This window comes from Brevundimonas sp. TWP1-3 (assembly GCF_049896085.1).
GTDB lineage: Bacteria > Pseudomonadota > Alphaproteobacteria > Caulobacterales > Caulobacteraceae > Brevundimonas.
On sequence record NZ_JAFCTP010000002.1, the window covers coordinates 270134 to 290480 of the forward strand.

At 68.1% G+C, this 20347-nt stretch carries 20 protein-coding genes; 8 read left to right on the forward strand and 12 right to left on the reverse strand.

The window, feature by feature from the left end; genetic code table 11:
* Positions 1-6: 6 nt before the first annotated feature.
* The 12 genes from ACP693_RS13290 to ACP693_RS13345 all read right to left on the reverse strand — a co-directional run bounded on the left by ACP693_RS13290 (position 7) and on the right by ACP693_RS13345 (position 13324).
* The gene (locus ACP693_RS13290; RefSeq protein ID WP_426020097.1) at positions 7-1383 is read right to left on the reverse strand and encodes a sulfite reductase subunit alpha; all 1377 of its coding nucleotides are present in this window, start codon (positions 1381-1383) and stop codon (positions 7-9) included.
* The gene (locus ACP693_RS13295) at positions 1380-2489 is read right to left on the reverse strand and encodes an FAD:protein FMN transferase (RefSeq protein WP_426020098.1); all 1110 of its coding nucleotides are present in this window, start codon (positions 2487-2489) and stop codon (positions 1380-1382) included. Before ACP693_RS13295 ends, ACP693_RS13290 begins: the two co-directional genes overlap by 4 nt.
* 9 nt (positions 2490-2498) lie before the next feature.
* Positions 2499-3299: a DUF4198 domain-containing protein gene (locus tag ACP693_RS13300; protein ID WP_426020100.1), complete on the reverse strand. Its 801-nt coding sequence runs from the start codon at positions 3297-3299 to the stop codon at positions 2499-2501.
* Between the two features lie 11 nt (positions 3300-3310).
* Positions 3311-3823, reverse strand: coding sequence for a DUF2271 domain-containing protein (locus ACP693_RS13305; RefSeq protein ID WP_426020101.1), 513 nt, complete (start codon positions 3821-3823; stop codon positions 3311-3313).
* A gap of 11 nt (positions 3824-3834) precedes the next feature.
* A complete protein-coding gene (locus ACP693_RS13310) occupies positions 3835-4512 on the reverse strand; it encodes a PepSY-associated TM helix domain-containing protein (RefSeq protein ID WP_426020103.1) in 678 nt (225 codons plus the stop codon).
* 67 nt (positions 4513-4579) lie between these two features.
* Positions 4580-5266, reverse strand: a complete 687-nt coding sequence (locus ACP693_RS13315) for a Fe2+-dependent dioxygenase (protein WP_426020105.1) — start codon at positions 5264-5266, stop codon at positions 4580-4582.
* A 77-nt stretch (positions 5267-5343) separates the two neighbouring features.
* Complete coding sequence (locus tag ACP693_RS13320) at positions 5344-7704, reverse strand: TonB-dependent receptor (RefSeq protein ID WP_426020106.1); 2361 nt, start codon at positions 7702-7704, stop codon at positions 5344-5346.
* A 96-nt stretch (positions 7705-7800) separates the two neighbouring features.
* Positions 7801-8586, reverse strand: a complete 786-nt coding sequence (locus ACP693_RS13325; protein ID WP_426020107.1) for a peptidase — start codon at positions 8584-8586, stop codon at positions 7801-7803.
* A 64-nt stretch (positions 8587-8650) separates the two neighbouring features.
* Positions 8651-9490, reverse strand: a complete 840-nt coding sequence (locus ACP693_RS13330) for a transglutaminase family protein (RefSeq protein ID WP_426020109.1) — start codon at positions 9488-9490, stop codon at positions 8651-8653.
* A 2-nt stretch (positions 9491-9492) separates the two neighbouring features.
* Positions 9493-10431 carry an alpha-E domain-containing protein gene (locus ACP693_RS13335; RefSeq protein WP_135193667.1) on the reverse strand — a complete coding sequence of 313 codons (939 nt, stop codon included), beginning with the start codon at positions 10429-10431 and terminating at the stop codon, positions 9493-9495.
* On the reverse strand, positions 10431-11852 hold the full coding sequence (locus ACP693_RS13340) for a circularly permuted type 2 ATP-grasp protein (protein WP_426020111.1): 1422 nt from the start codon (positions 11850-11852) through the stop codon (positions 10431-10433). The genes ACP693_RS13335 and ACP693_RS13340 overlap by 1 nt, the downstream gene beginning before the upstream one ends.
* A 263-nt stretch (positions 11853-12115) precedes the next feature.
* The gene (locus ACP693_RS13345) at positions 12116-13324 is read right to left on the reverse strand and encodes an NAD(P)/FAD-dependent oxidoreductase (RefSeq protein ID WP_426020112.1); all 1209 of its coding nucleotides are present in this window, start codon (positions 13322-13324) and stop codon (positions 12116-12118) included.
* A 191-nt stretch (positions 13325-13515) separates the two neighbouring features.
* Between ACP693_RS13345 and ACP693_RS13350 the strand changes: the two genes are divergently transcribed.
* The 8 genes from ACP693_RS13350 (at position 13516) to hisIE (ending at position 20310) form a co-directional block, all read left to right on the forward strand.
* Complete coding sequence (locus ACP693_RS13350) at positions 13516-13806, forward strand: YerC/YecD family TrpR-related protein (protein ID WP_304936221.1); 291 nt, start codon at positions 13516-13518, stop codon at positions 13804-13806.
* A 10-nt stretch (positions 13807-13816) separates the two neighbouring features.
* The gene (hisG, locus tag ACP693_RS13355) at positions 13817-14698 is read left to right on the forward strand and encodes an ATP phosphoribosyltransferase (protein WP_426020114.1); all 882 of its coding nucleotides are present in this window, start codon (positions 13817-13819) and stop codon (positions 14696-14698) included.
* Complete coding sequence (gene hisD / locus ACP693_RS13360; RefSeq protein ID WP_426020116.1) at positions 14698-16005, forward strand: histidinol dehydrogenase; 1308 nt, start codon at positions 14698-14700, stop codon at positions 16003-16005. Before hisG ends, hisD begins: the two co-directional genes overlap by 1 nt.
* On the forward strand, positions 16002-17426 hold the full coding sequence (gene hisB / locus ACP693_RS13365; protein ID WP_426020118.1) for an imidazoleglycerol-phosphate dehydratase HisB: 1425 nt from the start codon (positions 16002-16004) through the stop codon (positions 17424-17426). Before hisD ends, hisB begins: the two co-directional genes overlap by 4 nt.
* 166 nt (positions 17427-17592) lie before the next feature.
* Entirely contained in the window at positions 17593-18192 is a 600-nt protein-coding gene (hisH, locus tag ACP693_RS13370) for an imidazole glycerol phosphate synthase subunit HisH (protein ID WP_426020119.1), read from the forward strand.
* Positions 18186-18923: a 1-(5-phosphoribosyl)-5-[(5-phosphoribosylamino)methylideneamino]imidazole-4-carboxamide isomerase gene (gene hisA / locus ACP693_RS13375; protein ID WP_426020120.1), complete on the forward strand. Its 738-nt coding sequence runs from the start codon at positions 18186-18188 to the stop codon at positions 18921-18923. The genes hisH and hisA overlap by 7 nt, the downstream gene beginning before the upstream one ends.
* Entirely contained in the window at positions 18920-19687 is a 768-nt protein-coding gene (gene hisF, locus ACP693_RS13380; RefSeq protein ID WP_426020121.1) for an imidazole glycerol phosphate synthase subunit HisF, read from the forward strand. The genes hisA and hisF overlap by 4 nt, the downstream gene beginning before the upstream one ends.
* On the forward strand, positions 19684-20310 hold the full coding sequence (gene hisIE, locus ACP693_RS13385; RefSeq protein ID WP_426020123.1) for a bifunctional phosphoribosyl-AMP cyclohydrolase/phosphoribosyl-ATP diphosphatase HisIE: 627 nt from the start codon (positions 19684-19686) through the stop codon (positions 20308-20310). The genes hisF and hisIE overlap by 4 nt, the downstream gene beginning before the upstream one ends.
* Positions 20311-20347: the final 37 nt, after the last annotated feature.

The following is a 20347-nucleotide window of genomic DNA, read 5'->3' on the forward strand; positions in this document are numbered from 1 at the left end:
GGGGTGTCAGTACACGTCGCGCCGATAGCGGCCGTCTTCGAGCATCGTCAGCATCACGTCCGCGCCCAGCGCATTTTCCAGCGCCGCATGCACGCCCTGCGACATCCCCTCCAGGCTGCCGCAGACGTAGATCGCCGCCCCGCGCGCGACCCAGTCGCGCAGGTCGTCCGCCGCCGCCGCCGCCAGATCCTGCACATACCGCCCGTCGCCCGGATCGCGCGAGAAGCATCGGTCCAGCCGGCGCAGCACGCCCGACGTCCGCCAACCCTGCAGTTCCGCATCGAAGAAGGCGTCGTGCGCCCGCGTCCGCTCGCCGAACAGCAGCCAGGCCCCGCCCGCCGCCGTCCGCGCCTTCAGGTGCGCCCTCAGTCCGGCGATCCCCGTGCCGTTGCCGATCAGGATCATCGGCGTCTCGTCCGCCGGGCCATGGAAGCTGCGGTTGGTGCGCAGCCGCATACCGATCTCGCCGCCGAGCGCCAGGTCTTGCGTCAGCCAGCCTGAGGCCAGGCCGGGCGCGCCGTCAGGGTGGCGCATCAGACGGATCAGAAACTCGACCCGGCCGTCCGACGGCAGGGAGGCGATGGAATATTCGCGCGAGCCGGGCGTGACGCCGTCCCGCTCGGGCAGGCCGATCTCAGCGATGTCGCCGGCCGACCAGTCGGGCGCCGCGCCCACGGATTCGAACGCCAGATGATACGCCTCGCCGCCCGGACTGCCGGGGTTGACCAGGGTCCGTTCGACCAACCGCCAGGGATCATAGGACGGCGGGGTCCAGTCGGGGGCGGTGACGCTGCCGGTGATCTGGTTCAGCTGGTGCTGCCAGTGGCGGATGGCGCCGGCCTCGCCGTTATCGACCTCGACCGTGTCAAACAGGGGTTCGGCGCCCGCCCGCCTGAGCCAGCCGTCCACCGCATGGCCGAAGCCGCAGAACTGGTCGTAGCTGCGGTCGCCCAGCGCGAGCAGGCCGAACCACAGGCTTGAAAGGTCCGCCGTCTCGCCCATGGCCTTGCGCACGAAGCGTGCCGCGCTGTCGGGCGGATCGCCCTCGCCCGTCGTGGAGACGATCAGCAGCGCCCGGTCCGTCGCCTTCAGGGTCTGGACGTCCAGATCGGCGAAGGACGACACCCGCGCGCCCACGCCGCCGTCGCTCAAGGCGCGCGCCGTCATCCAGGCCAGCTCCTCGGCGAAGCCCGTCTGGCTGGCGAAGGCGATCAGAACCGCCTGGACCTCGCCCGCCCCGGTCCCAGCGCCCGCAAAGGCGTCGGAGCGCGCACGCGCCTGGGCTCTCGCCCGACGTTCGCGCCAGACGATGACGGCGATCAGGGCCAGCCAAAGCAGCAACGCCCCGACCGCCCACAGCCAGCGCTGCGGATCGGCTGTCACCCCGGCCGATCTCCGGCGGGGTCGTCCATCAGGGCGGCGAAGGCCGGCGTCATCCGCTCGACCGGCCCGCGCTCGGTGCGTTCGACGAAGTGGGCGATCAGGCCCAGCGCCTCGGCATACTCCGGCCCCTCGAACGGCCCCATGACCGTCAGCGCCGTGGCGTAGGCGTCGGCGATCATGGCCGAGGCGTGCAGCACGGTGACCGAGCTCAGATTGTTGCTGACCGGACGCCCGGTCGAGCCGTCGATGGTGTGTGGATACAGCCGGCCGTCATGCCGGAACGCCCGGCGATAATCGCCGCTGGTCGCCACGGCCAAATCGAACAGGGCCGCCACAGTGTGAGGCGCAGGCGAACCCTCGACCCGTTCGATCTCAACCCACCAGGGTTGGGCGTCCGGCTTGACGCCGCGCCCCTTCAACTCGCCGCCGATCTCGATCAGGTGCGAGGTCGCGCCCATCGCCATCAGCCGGTCGGACACACGGTCCACCGCATGGCCCTTGGCGATGCCGGAGAAGTCCAGCTTCATCCCGCCCATCTGCATCACGCCGCGCGCATCGGGATTCAGCCGCAGTTTCTGCCAGCCGGACACGGCCATGGCCGCCGTTATCTCTTCGTCGGACGGCACCGGCAGCAGGGCCGAACGCGGTCCGGGCGGGCCGAAACCCCACAGATCGACCAGGGCGCCCAGGGTCGGATCGACCGCCCCGTTCGTTTCGTCGCCCAGGGTCATCGCCGCATCCAGCAGATCCCAGAACGGCGGCGACACCGCCCAGAACCCGGCCGGCGCATTATTGAACCGGCTGATCTCGCTGGACGGCTCCCACGGGCTGAACAGGCCGACGACGGCCGTCAGCTCCTGTTCGATCGCGTCCTGGATCGCCGCCTCGCCCACGCCCGGCGGCGCGATCACGCGCGCGCTCCAGGTCGTGCCCAGGGTCTCGCCGCCCAGCGAACGGATCAGGTCGCTGGGCGGACGGGGCGGCGCACCCTCGATGACGGGCACCAGAACCCGGTTGTCGGCGCGGTCGGCCAGGGGGCTGGCGTCGCCGAGATTGACCGTGGGCGGAGCGGCGCGGGAACCGCGCGAGAAGGGTGTGTCTGACATACCCTTCGCTTAGGGCAGGACTTCCACGACCGCCACATAGGAGGCGCTCGAAGCGATAGTGTCGCCCTCAGCCGGGGTGCGGACTGACGCGTTCAGCCAGTACATGCCCGCTTCAGGCCAAGTCACTGTGAAGGCGCCATCGGCCCCGGTGGTCACCGTCGATTCCTCGGGATTGTCGCGATAACGGATGCCGCCACGCGCCACCGTCACTTCCAGGCCGGCCGCCGGCAAGCCGTCTTTCGACAGTTTGAAGGTCGCCGGTTCGCCTACGACCAGATCATTGGGGTGCGTGACCGGAATCATCTCCAGACCGTCCCGGGCATTGGTGAAGACCGTGTCAGTCGGGTTGTTCAGGGTGACGAAGGTCTCGATGCGGCTGGCGGTGCGGGTCGCCTGTACGTCGGTCGCGCCCTGCGGCAGGGCCGCCGGATATTCGGCCGCCGCGCCGCGCCAGCGCTTCTGCTCGCCGTTCAGCTTGTAGCTGGCCATGATGCCGGAAGAGACATTGGCGATCTTGTAGGTGCCGTTCTGCGTCAGGTGGGCGTCGAAGGTCGAGCGATAGCGGCCCTGCATGGCGTTCTCGGGCTGAACCGCCGAACCGTCCGGCGCGGTGATGGCCAGGCCGGTCAGGCGCATGGCGGCGTGATCGGGGTTGAACACCTGGTTCGACATGCCGGCGTCGAAACCGACCCAGGCATCCGTGCCCGACAGGGTCGTGGCGGTCGGCGCCAGCCAGGCGCGGTGAGCCTGGGCGGCCATGGGTGCAGCCAGAGCGGCGGCGAGAGTCAGCAGGGCGATCGTCTTCTTCATGGGTCTGTTCCTTAGCGAGAGACGGCGACGCGCACGGCGCCCAGTTCGGTGGAGCCGGTTCCGGCGCCGGTGTTGGCCGCGCCCCAGCGGAAGGGCACGCGCACGACCTCGCGGCCGCCCAGCTCACGGGCCGCCTCGACGACGATGTTGTACTGACCGGGCTGCAGACCGCGCAGGCGGGCGGCGGGCACAGTGATGGTCTGGCGGCCCGGTGCGCGCGTGGCGCCCGACACGCCGTCGGCCGGCAGGGTCATGGCCCGGCCGCCCTTGCGCCACCAGGTGCGCAGGTCCTTCAGCCAGTCCTTGCCGTCGCCCTCGTTGTTGCGGGTCTGTTGGTACCAGATCGCCAGGGTCCGCTCGGCCGACTGGTCCGGCTTCTCGATCCACACGGCGACATAGGGGCGGTGATAGGAGGCGGTGTTCAGGCGCGGAATCTCGACCGACACCGTCAGGTCGGCGGCCATGGCGGGCGCAGCGGCGGCGGCAAGGCCGACTGTGGTGATGACGATGGGGAGCAGGCGCATCGGAATACTCGTCAGTGAATGAAGATCAGGGCGATGACGACGGGGATCAGCAGGCCCAACGCCGCCAGCGGCCAGGTCGAGGGCCGACCCTTGGCATGCAGGAACATCAGGCCCAGCCCCGTCAGGGCGAAAATGGTGCAGGCGACGGCGAAGACGTCGATGAACCAGAACCAGACCGAGCCGGCGTTGCGGCCCTTGTGCAGGTCGTTGAGGTAGGCGATCCAGCCACGGGTGGTCTTCTCGTGCAGGGCAGCGCCGTTCGAACGGTCGATGGTCACCCATCCGTCGCCGCCGGGCATGGCCAGGGCGACATAGACTTCTTCAGGCGTCGTCTCGGTCGGCTTGCCGGCGATCTCGATCTTTAGCGCCTCGGACGCCCAGCGCGCGACGGCGTCGGGGACAGGATCGGTCGTTTCCTGCGGGAAGCCCGCCAGCCGCGCCAGCAGGGGCGCCGGCAGGGTCGCAGTCTGTTCGACCGTCACCGGATTTCCGGGAATGGACGCGGCGTGGTTCAGGGTGATGCCGGTGACGGCGAACAGGATCATGCCCACCAGGCTGACCGCCGCCGAAATCCAGTGCCAGCTATGAAGCTGTTTCAGCCAGAACGACCGCGCGCCGTTCAGCGCCGCCTTGGGTTTGGGGCCCTTGGCTGCGGTTTCGGCCTGACGCTGCGTGGCGAGTTCGGTCACGCCGTCGCTGTGCCATTGTTGCGAACGGGTTGCAATAGCATTCAACAGCGCCGCGACACCTTGCGCCTCAGACCTCGGCCCAGCGACGCAGCAGATTGTGATAGACCCCGGTCAGTTCGATCACCGCCTGATCCTTGGGCCCCTTGTCCACCGCAACCCGCTGGGTGGCGATGTCCAGACGGAACAGCGTCTCGCGGTCGGCGTCGTCGCGTACCAGGCTCTGCATCCACATGAAGGACGACACCCGCGCCCCGCGCGTCACCGGCGTCACGCTGTGCAGGCTCTTGGACGGATACAGAACCAGATCACCCGCCGGCAGCTTGATCGACTGCGCCCCGTACATCTCCTCGATGATCAGCTCGCCGCCGTCGTAATCCTCGGGCTCGGACAGGAAAAGGGTCGCCGACAGGTCGCTGCGGATGCGCAACGCCCCGCCCCCACGCGCCTGGCGGATGGCGTTATCGACATGCAGCCCGAACTCGCCGCCCCCCTCATAGCGATTGAACAGGGGCGGAAAGATCGTGTGCGGCAGGGCCGCAGCCACGAACATCGGATTGGCGTTCAGCGCCTGGATGACCAGAGCCGAAACCTCTTTCGCCACCTCCGAATCCTCGGGCAGTTGCAGGTTCTTCTTCGCCGTCGCCGACTGATGGCCCGAAGTCATATTGCCGTCGGCCCAGGGGCCAGCGTCCAGCCGCTCGCGCAGCGCCTTGACCTCGGCCTTGGAGAAGACTTCCGGGATCTGCAGCAGCACGACGGCCTCGCTCGGAAAAAAGGCAACGGCCCCGCGGGGGATCGCGGGGCCGTCAGGATAGGCTGCGTAGGCGGCCTTTAGAAGCGCAGGTTCAGGGCCAGGATGGCTTGCCGACCCGCCGCCACATCGGCGTGGTGAACGCCGTTGGTGCGGATGATGTATTCTTCATCCGTCGCGTTCTTGACGTTCAGTTGCAGCGTCGCCCGATCCGTCAGGTCATAGGTGGCGAAGGCGTCCACGCGGGTCCATTCCGGCGCGTAGACACGGTTGGCGCCACCGCCTGCGCCGCCCTGGTTCCCGCCCAGCGACTCGGACGTATAATAGACGCCGCCGCCGATCGTCAGCCTGGGCAGAAGGCGATAGGTGGTGAACAGGCTGGCGCTGTGTTTGGGCGTATTGGCCAGCGGTAGCCCCTGCAGCGGATTGACGCTGGAGACCGGCGGCGTGCCCGACACGACCACCGCCGCCTTGGTCAGTTCGGAGTCCATGTAGGTATAGCCGCCGAACACGGTCCACTCGCGGGTGATATTGCCCGACACGCCCAGTTCGATGCCCTTGACCTCGACCTCGCCCTCCTGACGGAAGACGTTCGGCTCGACCAGGATCAGCGCGTTCTTGCGCGTCAGGTGGAAGGCCGCGGCCGACAGGGCCAGACGGTCGTGGAAGACGTTGGCCTTGGCGCCGATCTCGAAGCTTTCGGTGTCTTCCGGATCCAGAACGGTGTTGGCGACGCCATCGACCGTGCCAGTGCCGCCCGAAGCGTTCTGGTCGCCCGCCGAAATGGTCGGCGGCGTCGAGGAGGTGGACCAGGACGCATAGACGCTGCTGCTCGCCGTCGGCTTGAAGACCAGGCCCGCCTGATAGTTGGTGAACTCCCAGGTCTGTTCCGGCACGGCGGTGAAGCCCGTCGGGGTCCAGACGCCGGCCGTCTGGGTCGCCGTCGCATTGACGCCCTTGACCGAATATTGGTCCCAGCGAACGCCCAGGTTCAGGATCAAACGCTCGGTCAGGGTGATGCTGTCGTTGGCATAGACGCCGACGGCCTCGGTCGTGTTCGAGCTGGTCGGGCCGCGATTGATCACGCCCGTCCAGGCGTCGTCGGGGTTGGGATTATAGACTTGGGTGCAATCTCCAGCGCCCGCAGCGCCCGCTGCGGTCGGATAGGATCCGCTGATGGTCGTCAGGCCTGTCGGGCAGGCCGAGGCCGAAGTGCTGTAGGTCGAATAGGTCGCGTTCTTGTTGTGCTCGCGCGACAGTTCGACGCCGATATCATAGCTGTGCCGGATCGAGCCCGTGGCGAACTGGCCGAAGACGTCCGTCACATTGGCCAGGGTGGTGACCGGGTTCCAGCGGGTCTTGGTCCCCCGCTTCATCCAGTAGGTCCCGTCCGCGGCCCGGCCGACATAGCCGCCGTCGCCGGGGTTAGTGACGATGTAGTCGTTCAGCGTCCGCGAGAAGCGGCTGACGTTGCGGATGGTGGCGAAATCGTTGAGGCGGTGCTCGGCCTTGAAGGTGAAGGTATCCACCTCATTGGTCAGATAATCGCGCGCCTTGAGACCGTAGAAGCTGTCATAGGGCACATCCAGAACGCCGCTGTCGGTCGTGCGCACGCCGATCTTGGTGAACAGCGGAATGCCGTAGTCGGGCATCTGATCGCTGGTCAGATGGTAGTAGCTGAAGACCATCGACGACGGCGTGCCGAGACCGGCGCCCAGGCTGATGGCGGCGCCCCACTTGTCATAATCGACGGCGTCGCGACCGGGCACGTCGCCCTGGGCTCCCATGAGATTGATCCGCAGGGCTGCGGTCTCGCCCAGGGGCATGTTCGTATCGACGGTGCCGCGCAGATAGCCGTCCGTGCCGGCGCCGGCGCTGACATTGGTGAAGGCGTTCAGCTTGGGCGACTTGGAGCCCAGGTTGATGCTGCCGCCGCCCGAGCCGCGACCCGAATAGACGGCGTCCGGCCCCTTGATGACCTCGACCTGCTCAAGGTTGAAGACCTCGCGCTGCTGGCCGCCGGTGTCGCGGATGCCGTCCACGAAGATGTTATTGCCCGACGACTGCCCCCGGATGAACGGACGGTCGGCCAGCGGCTGGCCGCCCTCGCCGGCGCCGAAGGTGATGCCCGGCGAGTTGGACAGCAGGTCCTGCAGCGACGAGGCCGACGTCTGTTCGATGATGGCCTGGGGAATGATGGTCACCGAGCGCGGCGTATCGACCAGAGGCGCGACGAACTCGGGGCTGACCGGGGCGGGCTTCCGGACCTGACCGTTGACGTCGATCGTGCCCAGATTGGCGGGCTGTTGCTCGTCCGCCGTGACAACCACGCCGTCCTCGGCGATCACGTCAGCGGCCAGGGCCGGGGCGGAAACCAGCATGCCGGCGGCGCTGGAGGCGAACAGGAGCGCACGAAGGGAGGCGGCGCGGGAGTCGGACATATTCTTGCGACCTTTTGGTCTGATTTTGCGATGCGGTCGCAATAACCAGCTTCAATATGTCGCACAAGCGAAATTGCGAACAAATCGCAATCTTAATTAGCCGACGACGGTCATCGTCCTCGGCGCCGGCGTCTTGTCCAGGTCCAGCCATGTCGGATCGGGCATGGCCTTGTGGGCGGAGGCCAGGGCCTCGGACCAGCGACGGCCCAGGTCGCGGAAATAGGGATCGTCGACGTCGATGCGCCGCTCCATTCCCGTCAGTTGGTCGCGCGGCATCACGATCAGGTCCAGCGGCGGACCGACGGCGATGTTCGAACGGATGGTCGAATCGAACGAGATCAGGCCGAGCTTCACCGCCTCCGACAGCGTGGTGGAGCTATGCAGGGCGCGGTCCAGAATGGGTTTGCCGTATTTCAGCTCGCCGATCTGCAGATAGGGGGTGTCCGGCCCGCACTCGATGAAGTTGCCCTGACCATAGATCAGATACAGCCCCATCTTGCCGCCCGCGATCTGGCCGCCCAGCAGCATGGAGGCGTTGACGTTCAGCGCATCGGCCGTCGGCGAGCATGGGGTGTTGATGGTGGCGCGCACCATGGCCATGGCGTGGCCCAGAATCTGGGCGGCGCGGAACAGGGTCGGGGCGGTCTCCAGCGTTTCCAGATCGATCGAGTCGGGCAGCTTCACCCCCGCCGCCGCCATGGCCAGGGCCGTCTGGGTCACCGACAGATTGCCCGCCGTCGCCACCGCCAGCAGTCGCTCGCCCGCCGACTTGTAGATGTGCAGCTTGCGATAGGACGAGATGTTGTCCACGCCCGCATTGGTGCGCGTGTCGGCGATCATCGCCAACCCTTCGTCCACCAGCATGCCTACGCAATAGGTCACTTCGCTCTATTCGCTCCCCGCGCTGCGAATCCGATGACGCTAACAGATTCGCGCGTCATGCCTATCAGGGCCATCCGCGCGACTGCAGTTGTTGTTGGGTCTGTTGCACAGGCCGCACATTCAGGGCGACCGTCAGGGTCTCATGACCCCCGCCATAGCTGGTCCCCCGGATCGGCGTGGCCCCGCGCGCGTCCAGACCGACGGCGACACGGACATAGTGTTCGGTCGGGCTGATGCCGTTGGCCGGATCGAACCCGACCCAGCCCAGGTTCTCGACCCAGGCCTCGGCCCAGGCGTGGGCGGCGTCCTGATCGTGCTGGCCGTCCTGGCGGCTGAGATGGCCCGAGACATAGCGGGCGGGAACCCCCATCCGGCGTGCGGCCGCGATGAAGATCTGGGCGTGGTCCTGACAGACGCCGCGTTTCTGGGCGAAGGCCTCGGCGGCGGTGTGGCTGGCCGAGGTCGATCCGACCTCGAACGCCACATCCTGCTTCAGCGCGCCCATGAGGGCGTGCATCCGGCCCAGTGTGGCACCTTCGGGGATCGAGCGGGCGAAGTCGTCGATCGCCGCATCCGGCTTGGTCATCGGCGTCTCGCGCAGGTAGACGATGGGCGACAGCCGCTCGGCCTGGCCCCGCACCACGCCGCCCGTGTTCACCGTCGCCACCTCGCCCGTGACCCGGATGGTCAGGGCGTCGGTCGGCCGCTCGGTATAGAGGCTGTGGACCACATTGCCGAAGGCGTCCTCGCTGCGACGCAGGCGGGCGTCCACATCGGTCTCGATGCGCCAGTCACGCACCTGTTGGCCCTCGCACGAGCGCGGCGTCAGTCGCAGCATCTGCACGATGAACCGCGCCGGGCGGGCGTAGGCATAGCGGGTGGAGTGGTCGATCCGGATCCGCATGGTCAGACCAGATACTGTTCTTGGACGGCCGCAGCCAGGGCGTTGTTCTGGTTCAGGAAGCCCTGGATGTACTCGTGCAGGCCCGACTGGAAGATGTCCTCGATCTTGGCCTCGTTGAACTGGGTCAGCCGGTTGGAAGCCAGCCGCTGGGCCGGGCCGCGCCGGCCGTAATCGGTCGCCAGCCGCTCCAGATAGCTGACGATCATTCCCTGGCACGACGCCAACGAACGCGGCATCTGGCGGTTGAGCACCAGCAGGTCCGCGACCAGCCAAGGCCGCACGGATTCTCGATAGACCCAGCGATAGGCGGTCAGGGCCGAGACCTCGCGCAACAGGGTCGTCCACTGGAAATAATCGAGCTGTCCCCCCACCCGTTCGCCGGGCGGCAGCAGCAGATGGTATTTGACGTCCAGCAGGCGCGCGGTGTTGTCGGCCCGCTCGATCGCCATGCCCAGACGCAGGAACCAGTAGGCGTCGTTGCGCAGCATGGTCCGCGACGAGGCCCCCTCGACCGCCAGGGACGTCGATTTCACGAAGTCGAGGAAGTTGGTGAAGTCGTCGCGCTTGGTCGGTTCGCCCAGTTCGTTCAGGCCGTTCCAGGCGCCGTTGATCGCTTCCCACAGCTCGATGGTCAGGGCGGTTCGCACCGAGCGCGCATTTGTCCGCGCCTTGGTTATGCAGGCCTTGATCGAGGTCGAGTTGTCGTAGCCGAAGGCCAGATATTCGCGAACCGACTTCTCCGAGATGGTCCGGCCCGAGGCGTCGAAGCCGCTCTTGACCCCCGACGAGGCGATGGCGCCGGCCCAGGCCGTGACCGTGGCCTGGTCCTTGGCCGGCAGGGCGGCCAGCCTGATAGCGGCCTCCAGAATGCGCGCGAGGAAGTCCGCCCGCTCCATGTAGCGGCCGGTCCAGTAAAGGCTGTCTGCAGTGCGTGAAAGCATCAGTTGTCCAGCACCCAGGTGTCCTTGGTTCCGCCGCCCTGGCTGGAGTTCACCACCAGCGACCCCTCTTTCAGCGCCACCCGCGTCAGGCCGCCGGGCGCGACACGCACCCCGGCGGGACTGGACAGGACGAAGGGCCGCAGATCGACGTGGCGCGGCGACAGTGCGCCGCCGTTCAGGGTCGGCGCCGTCGACAGGCTCAACGTCGGCTGGGCGATGAAGTCGTCGGGATCGGCGATCAGCTTGGCGCGGAAGGCCTCTATCTCAGCCTTGGTCGAGGTCGGCCCGACCAGCATGCCGTAACCGCCCGATCCGCCCACTTCCTTGACCACCAGTTCCGGCAGCTTATCCAGCACCTCTTTCAAGGCATCCGCCTCGCGGCAACGCCAGGTCGGCACGTTCTGAAGGATCGCATCCTCCCCCGTGAAGAAGCGGATGATCTCGGGCATGTAGGTATAGACTGCCTTGTCATCGGCCACGCCCGTCCCGATCGCATTGGCCAGTGTGACCCGCCCGGCGAAATAGGCCGACATCAGTCCCGGCACCCCGACCGTCGAGTTCGGCATGAAGGTCAGCGGATCGATGAAGTCGTCGTCTATGCGCCGGTAGATGACGTCGACCCGTTTGGGCCCCTCGGTCGTGCGCATGAAGACCGTGTCGTCGTTGACGAACAGGTCCGTGCCCTGGACCAGCTCGACCCCCAGCTTGTCGGCCAGGAAGCTGTGCTCATAATAGGCCGAGTTGAACGGGCCCGGCGTCAGCACGACGATGGTCGGATCGGCCCCCGCACCTGTCGGCGCGGACGCCTGCAACGAACGCAGCAGCATGTCAGTATAGATTTCGACCGGCCGCACCGCATGTTCCGCGAACAGGTCGGGGAACAGCCGCATCATCATCTCGCGGTTCTCCAGCATGTAGGAGACCCCCGACGGCGTGCGGCAGTTGTCTTCCAGCACGTAGAAGCCGTCCTCGCCCGTCCGCACCAGATCGACGCCCGAGATATGGCACCAGACGTCGCCCGGCGGACGGCGGCCCTGCATTTCGGGTCGATAATGCGGATTGGTCAGGATCAGGTCAGCCGGGACGATGCCGGCCTTGATGCATTCCTGCGCGCCATAGATGTCTTTCAGGAAGGCGTTGATGGCGGTGACTCGCTGCTTCAACCCCTTTTCCAGCCCGCTCCATTCCTCGGCGCCGATGATGCGCGGCACCACGTCAAAGGGGATCAGGCGTTCGTTGGATTCCTCGTCGCCATAGACGGCGAAGGTCACGCCCATACGGCGGAAGAACAGCTCCGCCTGGCGCGAGCGCGCCTGCAGCAGATCGGCCGGCGCGTTTTCCAGCCACGCCGCCAAGGTCTTGTAGCTGTCGCGGATCGCACCTGATCCGCCGCCGGTCATTTCGTCGAAAGCTCTCGTCATTCGCCCCCGCCGCGTTGAGATCGCAGCTTGAACGTCCCCAAACGAAAAGCGCAACAGTTTTGTTGCACTGCGGCGACGAGGAGCGGCACAGCGCCTCTCCCTCCCCCTGCGGGGGAGGGTGGCCGAGCGGAGCGAGGTCGGGTGGGGGCGGCAGGGCGACATCCCACGATATGTCTTGCCTGGGGCAATGCGACCCTGCCGGGCCGCCCCCGCCCCGTCGCTGCGCGACGACCCTCCCCGAACGGGGAGGGAGAAAGTCGGGGTCACCCCGCCGCCACGGCCTTCATCGAAATCGCCGGATCGGCCAGCTTTTCCAAATCCACCGGCGTCGCCTTCCCGATCAACTGCTTGCCCGCCATGAACTCCGGCGGCGCATTGACCGCCTCGACGCAGACGATGCGGTCGCCGTTCAGGTGAAACACCGCAAAGCCCGACGCCGACGGATCGCCGCGCACCACCTGGCGGTCGGCGTCGAACGGCAGGCCCGCGATCTGCAGCTTGAAGTCATATTGATCCGACCAGAACCACGGCACTTCCGCCGCCGGTCCCGGCCGTCCGACGATGGCGGCGGCCGCCTGTTTGGCCTGTTCCAGCGCATTGGGCACGCTCTCCAGCCGATGATGCACCCCGCCGTGAACGGGTATCGGCCGCCGCGTCATGTCGCCGACGGCGAAGACGGCCGGGTCGCTGGTCCGCGCCTGCTCGTCCACCACCACGCCGTCGTCACAGCGCAAGCCCGCCGACCGCGCCAGGCTTTCGCACGCCAGGGCGCCGACCCCGACCAGCACCGCATCCGCGCGCACCACCGATCCGTCCGCCAGGGTCACGCCCTCATGGGCCACGGCGACGACCTCCGCGTCGGTCACGATCTCGACCCCGTGCGCCCGGTGCTGGGCGGTGAAGAAGGCCGACAGGGTCTCCGACGCCACCCGCGCCAGCACGCGCGGCGCCCGCTCGATCACCACCGCCTCGGCGCCCAGGGCGCGGGCCGAGGCCGCCGCCTCCAAGCCCACATAGCCGCCGCCGACCACCGCCAGCCGCTTGCCCGGACCCAGCACGGCCTTCAGCCGTTCGGCGTCCTTCAAGGTGCGCAGCTCCAGCAGGTCGGGATGATTCCCGCCCGGAACCGGCAGTTTGCGCGCCGTCGATCCTGTCGCCAACACCAGGACGTCATAGGCCTCGCTCGATCCGTCATGGAAGTCGACCGTCTTCGCCTCAGGGTCCACCGACACGGCGACCGTCGACGGCCGAAACTCGATCCCCTGTTCTTCATAGAAGCTCAGCGGCCGCAGCAGCAGCGCCTCCAGATCCGCCTCGCCCTTCAGCCAGGCCTTGGACAGGGGCGGCCGCTGATACGGCGGCGCATCCTCCTCGCCCACCAGCACGATGGGGCCTTCATGGCCGTACTGCCGCAGAAAGGCCGCGACGGAGCCGCCGGCGTGGCCGGCGCCGATAATGAGGATCTTGGTCATGGGAGGGATGTAGAGTGGCGAGTGGCGAGTGGCGAGTGGCGAGTGGCGAGTGGCGAGTGGCGAGTGGCGGATCAGTGAAGAGTGCTAGTGAGCAAGAGGTGAGCCAGACAAGTCCCGCTCACTGCTCGCTCACGCCTTGCTCACTGAAACACCCCTTGACCGTTCCACTGTTACATCATAGTGGAACGCGCATGACAACCCCGCCCGCCCGCGACGCCCTCCATGACGCCCTGCTGTCGATGCAGACGCGCGAGGAGATCGACGCCTTTCTGGCCGACCTCTGCACCCCGGCGGAACTGCGCGCCTTCACCGAGCGCTGGCAGGTGGCGCGCCTGCTGGACGCAGGCGGCAAATCCTATCGCGAGATCGCGGCCGAGGCTCACGCCAGCCCCACCACCGTCGTCCGCGTCGCCCGTTATCTCAAAGACATGCCGCACCAGGGCTACCGCATCGCCCTGGACCGCCTGAAGAACACGAACTGAGTATCCGAACATGAGCACTGTCCAGGGCCGGCTTCGCATCGCCGTCCAGAAATCCGGCCGTCTGGCCGACCGCAGCCTCGACCTGATCCGCGACGCGGGTTTGAAATGGGTCAAGGGTCACAACGACCTGCTGTATCGGGTCGAGAACTATCCGATCGACCTGCTGCGCGTCCGCGACGACGACATCCCCACCTTCGTCGCCGACGGCGTCTGCGACCTGGGGATCGTCGGCGAGAACGTGCTGGAGGAAGGCCGCAACGGCGGCGCCAACGCTTCCGTCGTCATGCCCTTGGGCTTCGGCCGCTGCACCCTGAAGATCGCCACACCCCCGACCCTGGCCTATGACGGCCCGGCCTCGCTGGACGGGCTGAGGATCGCCACCTCCTATCCCAAGATCCTGCGCCGCTTCCTGGACGAGCGTGGGGTCAAGGCCGACATCGTCGTCATGCGCGGCGCCGTCGAGGTCGCCCCCCGGCTGAAACTGGCCGCCGCCATCTGCGACCTGGTCTCGACCGGCGCGACACTGGAGGCCAACGGCCTGGGCGCTAAGGATACGGTGCTGGAAAGCCAGGCGGTGCTGATCCAGTCGCCGGTCGCGCCCGAGCCCGGCCTGCAACACCTTCTGGACAGCGTCATCGAGCGCATGTCCGGCGTGGTGTCCTCGCAGGGCGCCAAATACGTCATGCTGAACGCCCCGCGTTCGGCGCTTGATGAGATCACGGCCATCCTGCCCGGCGCCGGCTCGCCCACCGTCATGCCGTTGATGGGCCGCGACGACGCGGTCGCCGTCCACGCCGTCTGCCAGGAGGCCGTCTTCTGGGAGACGCTGGAGAAGCTGAAGGCCGCCGGCGCCTCGGCCATCCTGGTCCTGCCCATCGAGAAAATGATGTGATGAAGCTGATCGACTGGTCTTCCCTCGACGCCGCCGGCAAGACGGCGGCCCTCGCCCGCCCGGCCCAGCGCACGGCCGGCGACGTAACCGACGTGGTCCGCACCATCCTGGACGACGTGCGCGCGCGCGGCGGCGCGGCCGTCACCGACTGGTGCCTGAAGCTGGACAAGGCGCCGCCCCGCCGCATCGCCATAACGCCGCAAGCCGTGACCGAGGCGCGGGGCGCCCTGCCCCCCGCCGACGCCCGTGCCCTGCGCATGGCGGCCGAGAATGTCCGCGTCTTCCACCAGGCGACCAAGCCGGAAGACACCCCCTTCATCGAGACCACCCCCGGCGTGCGCTCCAAACTGGCCTGGCGTCCCATCGCCTCGGCCGGTCTCTACATCCCCGGCGGCACCGCGCCCCTGTTCTCGTCCCTGCTGATGCTGGCCATCCCGGCCGGGGTCGCGGGCGTGGGCCAGCGCGTCGCCGTCACCCCGCCTGACAAGTCCGGCGGCGTCCACCCCGCCATGATCCTGGCCGCGGCTGAGGCCGGCCTAGAAGCCCTCTGGCTGATGGGCGGCGCCCAGGCCATCGCCGCCCTGACCTTTGGCGTCGAACTGGAGGACGGGATCATCCCCGCCTGCGACAAGCTGTTCGGCCCCGGCAACGCCTATGTCGCCGAGGCCAAGAAACAGGCGTCTGCTCTTCCGGGCGGCCCCGCCGTGGATATGCCCGCCGGTCCGTCCGAGCTGATGGTCATCGTCGACCGCGACGCCGCGCCCGAGATCGCCGCCGCCGACCTGCTCAGCCAGGCCGAGCACGACGCCGACGCCCAGGTCATCCTGGTCGCCACCAGCCGGGCCACCATCGACTACATCCTGTCGGAGGTTGAGACCCAGGTCGCCACCCTGCCGCGCGAAGCCATCGCCCGCGCCTCGCTGAACGAGGCCCGCGCCATCCTGGTCCGTGACCTCGACGCCGCCGCAGAGGTCGCCAACCTGTATGGCCCCGAACACCTGGCGATCCAGATCGACAATCCCGAGCCCCTGGTGGATTCGATCAAGGCCGCCGGCGCCGTCTTCGTCGGCCGGTTCGCGGCCGAGACCCTGGGCGACTACGCCGCCGGCCCCAGCCACGTCCTGCCGACCGACGGCGGCGCCCGCACCCTGGGCGGCGTCACCACCTCCAGCTTCATGACCACCATGTCGGTCCAACTAGTCAGCGAGGCCGGCGCCCGCGCGCTTGCTCCCATCGCCGCCCGCCTGGCCCGGATGGAGGGCCTCGAAGCCCACGCCCGCGCCGCCGACCTGAGGGCCGAAGGATGACCCTGCCCGCCCCCTATCCCCCGCTGGTCTCCGGCGGCGAGGGCCTGGACCGCTATCCCGGCGACGCCTCCGCCCTCGCCGCCCGCATGGCCGCGATCTACGCCGTGCCTGCCGACCAGGTCCTGCCGGTGCGCGGCCTGACCCACGGGCTGGAGCTGGCCTATCGCCTCGCCGCCCGCGACGGCGGTTCGGTCGAGGCGCCCAAGGCCGAACCCTATGACAGTCTCGCCGCCATCTATCCGGCCAAGGGTGGACCCGCAGTGGTCGTCATCCGCGCCCTCGGCTCGCCCGAGGCCGTCGCCGAAATGGCCGCCCGCGTCGCCCCGGCCCTGCTGGTGGTGGACGAAGGCCTGATCGAATTTTCCGACAACGTCTCCGCCGCCACCGTCGTCGCCGATCAGCCGAACCTGGTGGTGCTGCGCAGCCTGTCCCTGGCCTATGGTTTAGCCGGCGCCCGCATCGGCGCCGCCATCGCCCAGGCCCCGACCTTGGCCCGCCTCGCCTCGGTGCTGGAGCCCTACGCCCTGCCCGAACCCCTGGTGCGGTTGGCGCAACAGGCGCTGGACCCGTCGCGGATGATCGAGACCGCCGAGCGGATCGCCTCGGTCCGGCGCGAGCGCGAGCGGATCGCCCGCGAACTGGGCCGCCAGATGCCGGTCGAACCCGGCGTCGGCCCCATCGTCATGGCCCGACCGGAAGACCCCGCCGCCGCCCTGGCCGCGTTGGCCACCTATGGCGTCGAGGCCGACCTGTCCGGCGAGCGCCTGCGCCTGCCGGTCTCGATCAAGCCCGAGGTCAACGACCGGCTGCTGGCCGCCTTCGGCCTGACGCCCGCAAAGCGCCGCCCGGCCCGCGTCGGCCAGGCCGTGCGCGACACGAAAGAGACCCGCATCGTCTGCGCCGTCGATCTGGATGCCCCCGGCCCCATCAAGATCAAGACCGGCGTCGGCTTCTTCGACCACATGCTGGAGCAGATCGCGGCCCACGGCGGCTTCTCCCTGCGGCTCCAGTGCGAGGGCGACCTGCACACCGACCCGCACCACACCATCGAGGACAGCGCCATCGCCCTGGGCCAGGCGCTGAAACAGGCGTTGGGCGAGCGCAAAGGCATCGCCCGCTACGGCTTCGTCCTGCCGATGGACGAGGCCAACGCCACCGTCTCCATCGACCTGTCCGGCCGTCCCTATCCGCTGTTCGAGGGCACGTTCGACACCCCTTTCATCGGCGACTACCGCACCGACCTGACGGCCCACGTCTTCCGCTCGCTGGCCGAGGCTATGGGCGCCGCCGTCCACATCAAGGTCACGGGCCAGGACGACCACCACAAGACCGAGGCCGTCTACAAGGCCTTCGGCCGCGCCCTGCGCCAGGCCATCCGGGTCGAGGGCGACGCGGTGCCATCCACCAAGGGGGTGCTGTGATGAGCGCACCCGCATTCCTTCTCCCCTTGGGGGAGAAGGTGGGCCCGAAGGGCTCGGATGAGGGGGCTCTGTCCGCCCCAATGACGGCAAGAGTGGGTCTGCATCCGGCAGCCCCCTCATCCGTCTCGCTCCGCGAGCCACCTTCTCCCCCGAGGGGAGAAGGCTGATGGAAGTCGCCGTCATCGCCTATGGCGCCGGCAACGTCGCCTCGGTCCAGTTCGCGCTGGAACGGCTGGGCGCGACCGTCCGCCTGACCGACGATCCCGCCGTGATCGCCGAGGCCGAACGGGTCATCCTGCCCGGCGTCGGCGCGGCCGGCTACGCCATGAGCCGGCTGGCCGAACTGGGTCTGGTCGAACCGATCCGCGCCTTTTCTCGCCCCCTGCTGGGCGTCTGCCTGGGCCAGCAACTGCTGTACGAAACCAGCCAGGAGGGCGAGGGCGTCGATCTGCTGGGCTTCATCCCCGGCGCCGTGTCCCGGCTGGAGCCGGCGGGCGCCCTGCCCGTGCCGCACATGGGCTGGAGCCGCCTGACGCGCGACCATGACGACCCGCTGCTGGACGGCGTCGCCGACGGCGCCTACGCCTATTTCGTCCATGGCTATGTCTGTCCCGACGGCCCCGCCACCCTGGCCCGCGCCGACTATGGCGGGGTCGTTCCGGCGATGGTGCGATCCGCCAACCGCTGGGGCTGCCAGTTTCACCCAGAACGCTCGGCCGAGGCCGGGGCGACCATCCTCAAGAACTTCCTGAGCCTGACATGCTGATCTATCCCGCCATCGACCTGAAGGACGGCGTCTGCGTGCGCCTGATGCACGGCAAGTTCGACCAGGTGACGCAATATGACGAACAGCCGGCCGCCCGGCTGACCGCCTTCGCCGCCGAGGGCGCACAGTGGATCCACATCGTCGATCTGGACGGCGCCGAGGCGGGCGAGGCGCGTCAGCACGGCCTGATCGGCGAACTGACCCAGGCCATCGACGTCAAAATCCAGTCGGGCGGCGGGGTGCGCGGGGCCAATGACGTGGCCAAGCTGCTGGACGCGGGCGTGTCGCGCGTCGTCGTCGGCTCTCTCGCCGTGACCCAGCCAAACGACGTCGCCGCCTGGCTCAAGGGCTTCGGCGTCGAACACATCACCCTGGCTCTGGACGTCAAGATCGAGGACGGCGTGCCCGTTCCCGCCCTAAAGGGCTGGACCCAATCGTCGGGCGTGACCCTGTGGGAGGCCTTGGATCGCTATCCCAAGGGCACGGCTAAACACCTGCTGGTCACCGACGTCGGTCGCGACGGCGCAATGACCGGACCGAACCTGGATCTGTTGGCGGAAATCCGTCAGCGCCGTCCCGACCTGGTGCTCCAGGCCTCGGGCGGGGTTTCGTCGCTGGACGACATCGCGGCGGTCAAGGCTCTGGGCTGTCATGGGGTCATCGTCGGCCGCGCCCTCTACGAAGGCCGCTTCACCCTACCCGAAGCCATCGCAGCGGCCAAGCGGTCGTGACAGCGCGGCGCATCATCCCCTGCCTGGACGTCAAGGACGGCCGGGTGGTCAAGGGCGTGAAGTTCGTCGGCCATACCGACATGGGCGACGCGGCGGAGCTGGCCACCCGCTATCGCGATGCGGGCGCCGACGAACTGGTCTTCTACGACATCACCGCCAGCCCCGAGGGCCGGACGCTGGACTATAGCTGGATCAAGGACATCGCCCGGCTGCTGGACATCCCCTTCTGCGTCGCCGGCGGCATCCGCAGCGTGGATCAGGCGGCCCGCTGCCTGGATCACGGCGCGGACAAGGTGTCGATCAACTCGCCCGCCCTGGAACGCCCTGAACTGATCGCCGACATGGCCGCGCGACTGGGCAGCCAGTGCGTCGTCGTCGGCGTCGACAGTCGTCTGGAGGACGGCGAATGGGTGGTCCACAAATACACCGGCGACCCCGACGCCCGCCGCCACGCCGGCAAACGCACGCTGGACTGGCTCGACGAGGCGCAGAGCCTGGGCGCCGGCGAGATCGTGCTGAACTGCATCGACCAGGACGGCGTGCGCAAAGGCTATGACATCGAACAACTGTCCGCCGCCCGCGCGCGCCTGACCATCCCCCTGATCGCCTCGGGCGGCGCCGGTGCCCCTGAGCATTTCAGTGACGTGTTCGAACAGGCCAACGTTTCCGGCGCGCTGGCCGCCAGCGTCTTTCACACCGGCGCGATAGCCATCCCCGACTTGAAACGATACCTGGCCGACCAAGGCCTGGAGATGCGGATATGACCCTCGACCCCAACACCATAGATTTCAAAAAGGGAAATGGCCTGGTTCCCGTGGTGGTGCAGGACGCCGCCACGCTTCAGGTCCTGACCCTGGCCTATATGGACCGCGCCGCCCTGGACGAGACCCTCGCGTCCGGCGAGGCCACCTTCTTCTCGCGCTCGCGCGGCGGGCGGTGGAGGAAGGGCGAGACCTCGGGCGACCGGCTGCATGTCGTCGGCATAACGCCCGACTGCGACAACGACGCCTTGGTCCTGTCGGTGAACCCGGTCGGCAACGCCTGCCACCTGAACCGGACCAGCTGTTTCGGCGAGGCCGATGCGCCGGGCGTGGGCCGCATCGCCCGGCTGGAGCAGACCATCGCCGTTCGCGCCGCCGCCGATCCGTCCGAAAGCTGGACCGCCAAACTGATCGCCCAAGGCCCCAAGCGCATCGCCCAGAAGGTCGGTGAAGAAGGCGTAGAGACCGCTCTCGCCGGCGTCGCAGGCCCTGACGAGGAACTCGCCAGCGAGGCTGCGGATTTGATCTATCACCTGCTTGTTCTTCTCCATGCCCGTAACATGGTGTTTCAGGACGTGCTGGACGTGTTGGCCTCGCGTGCGGAAGCGGCCAAAGACAGCGGCTAGGCCGTAAAGGCGTGCGTCCCGACAAATGGGACAGTCG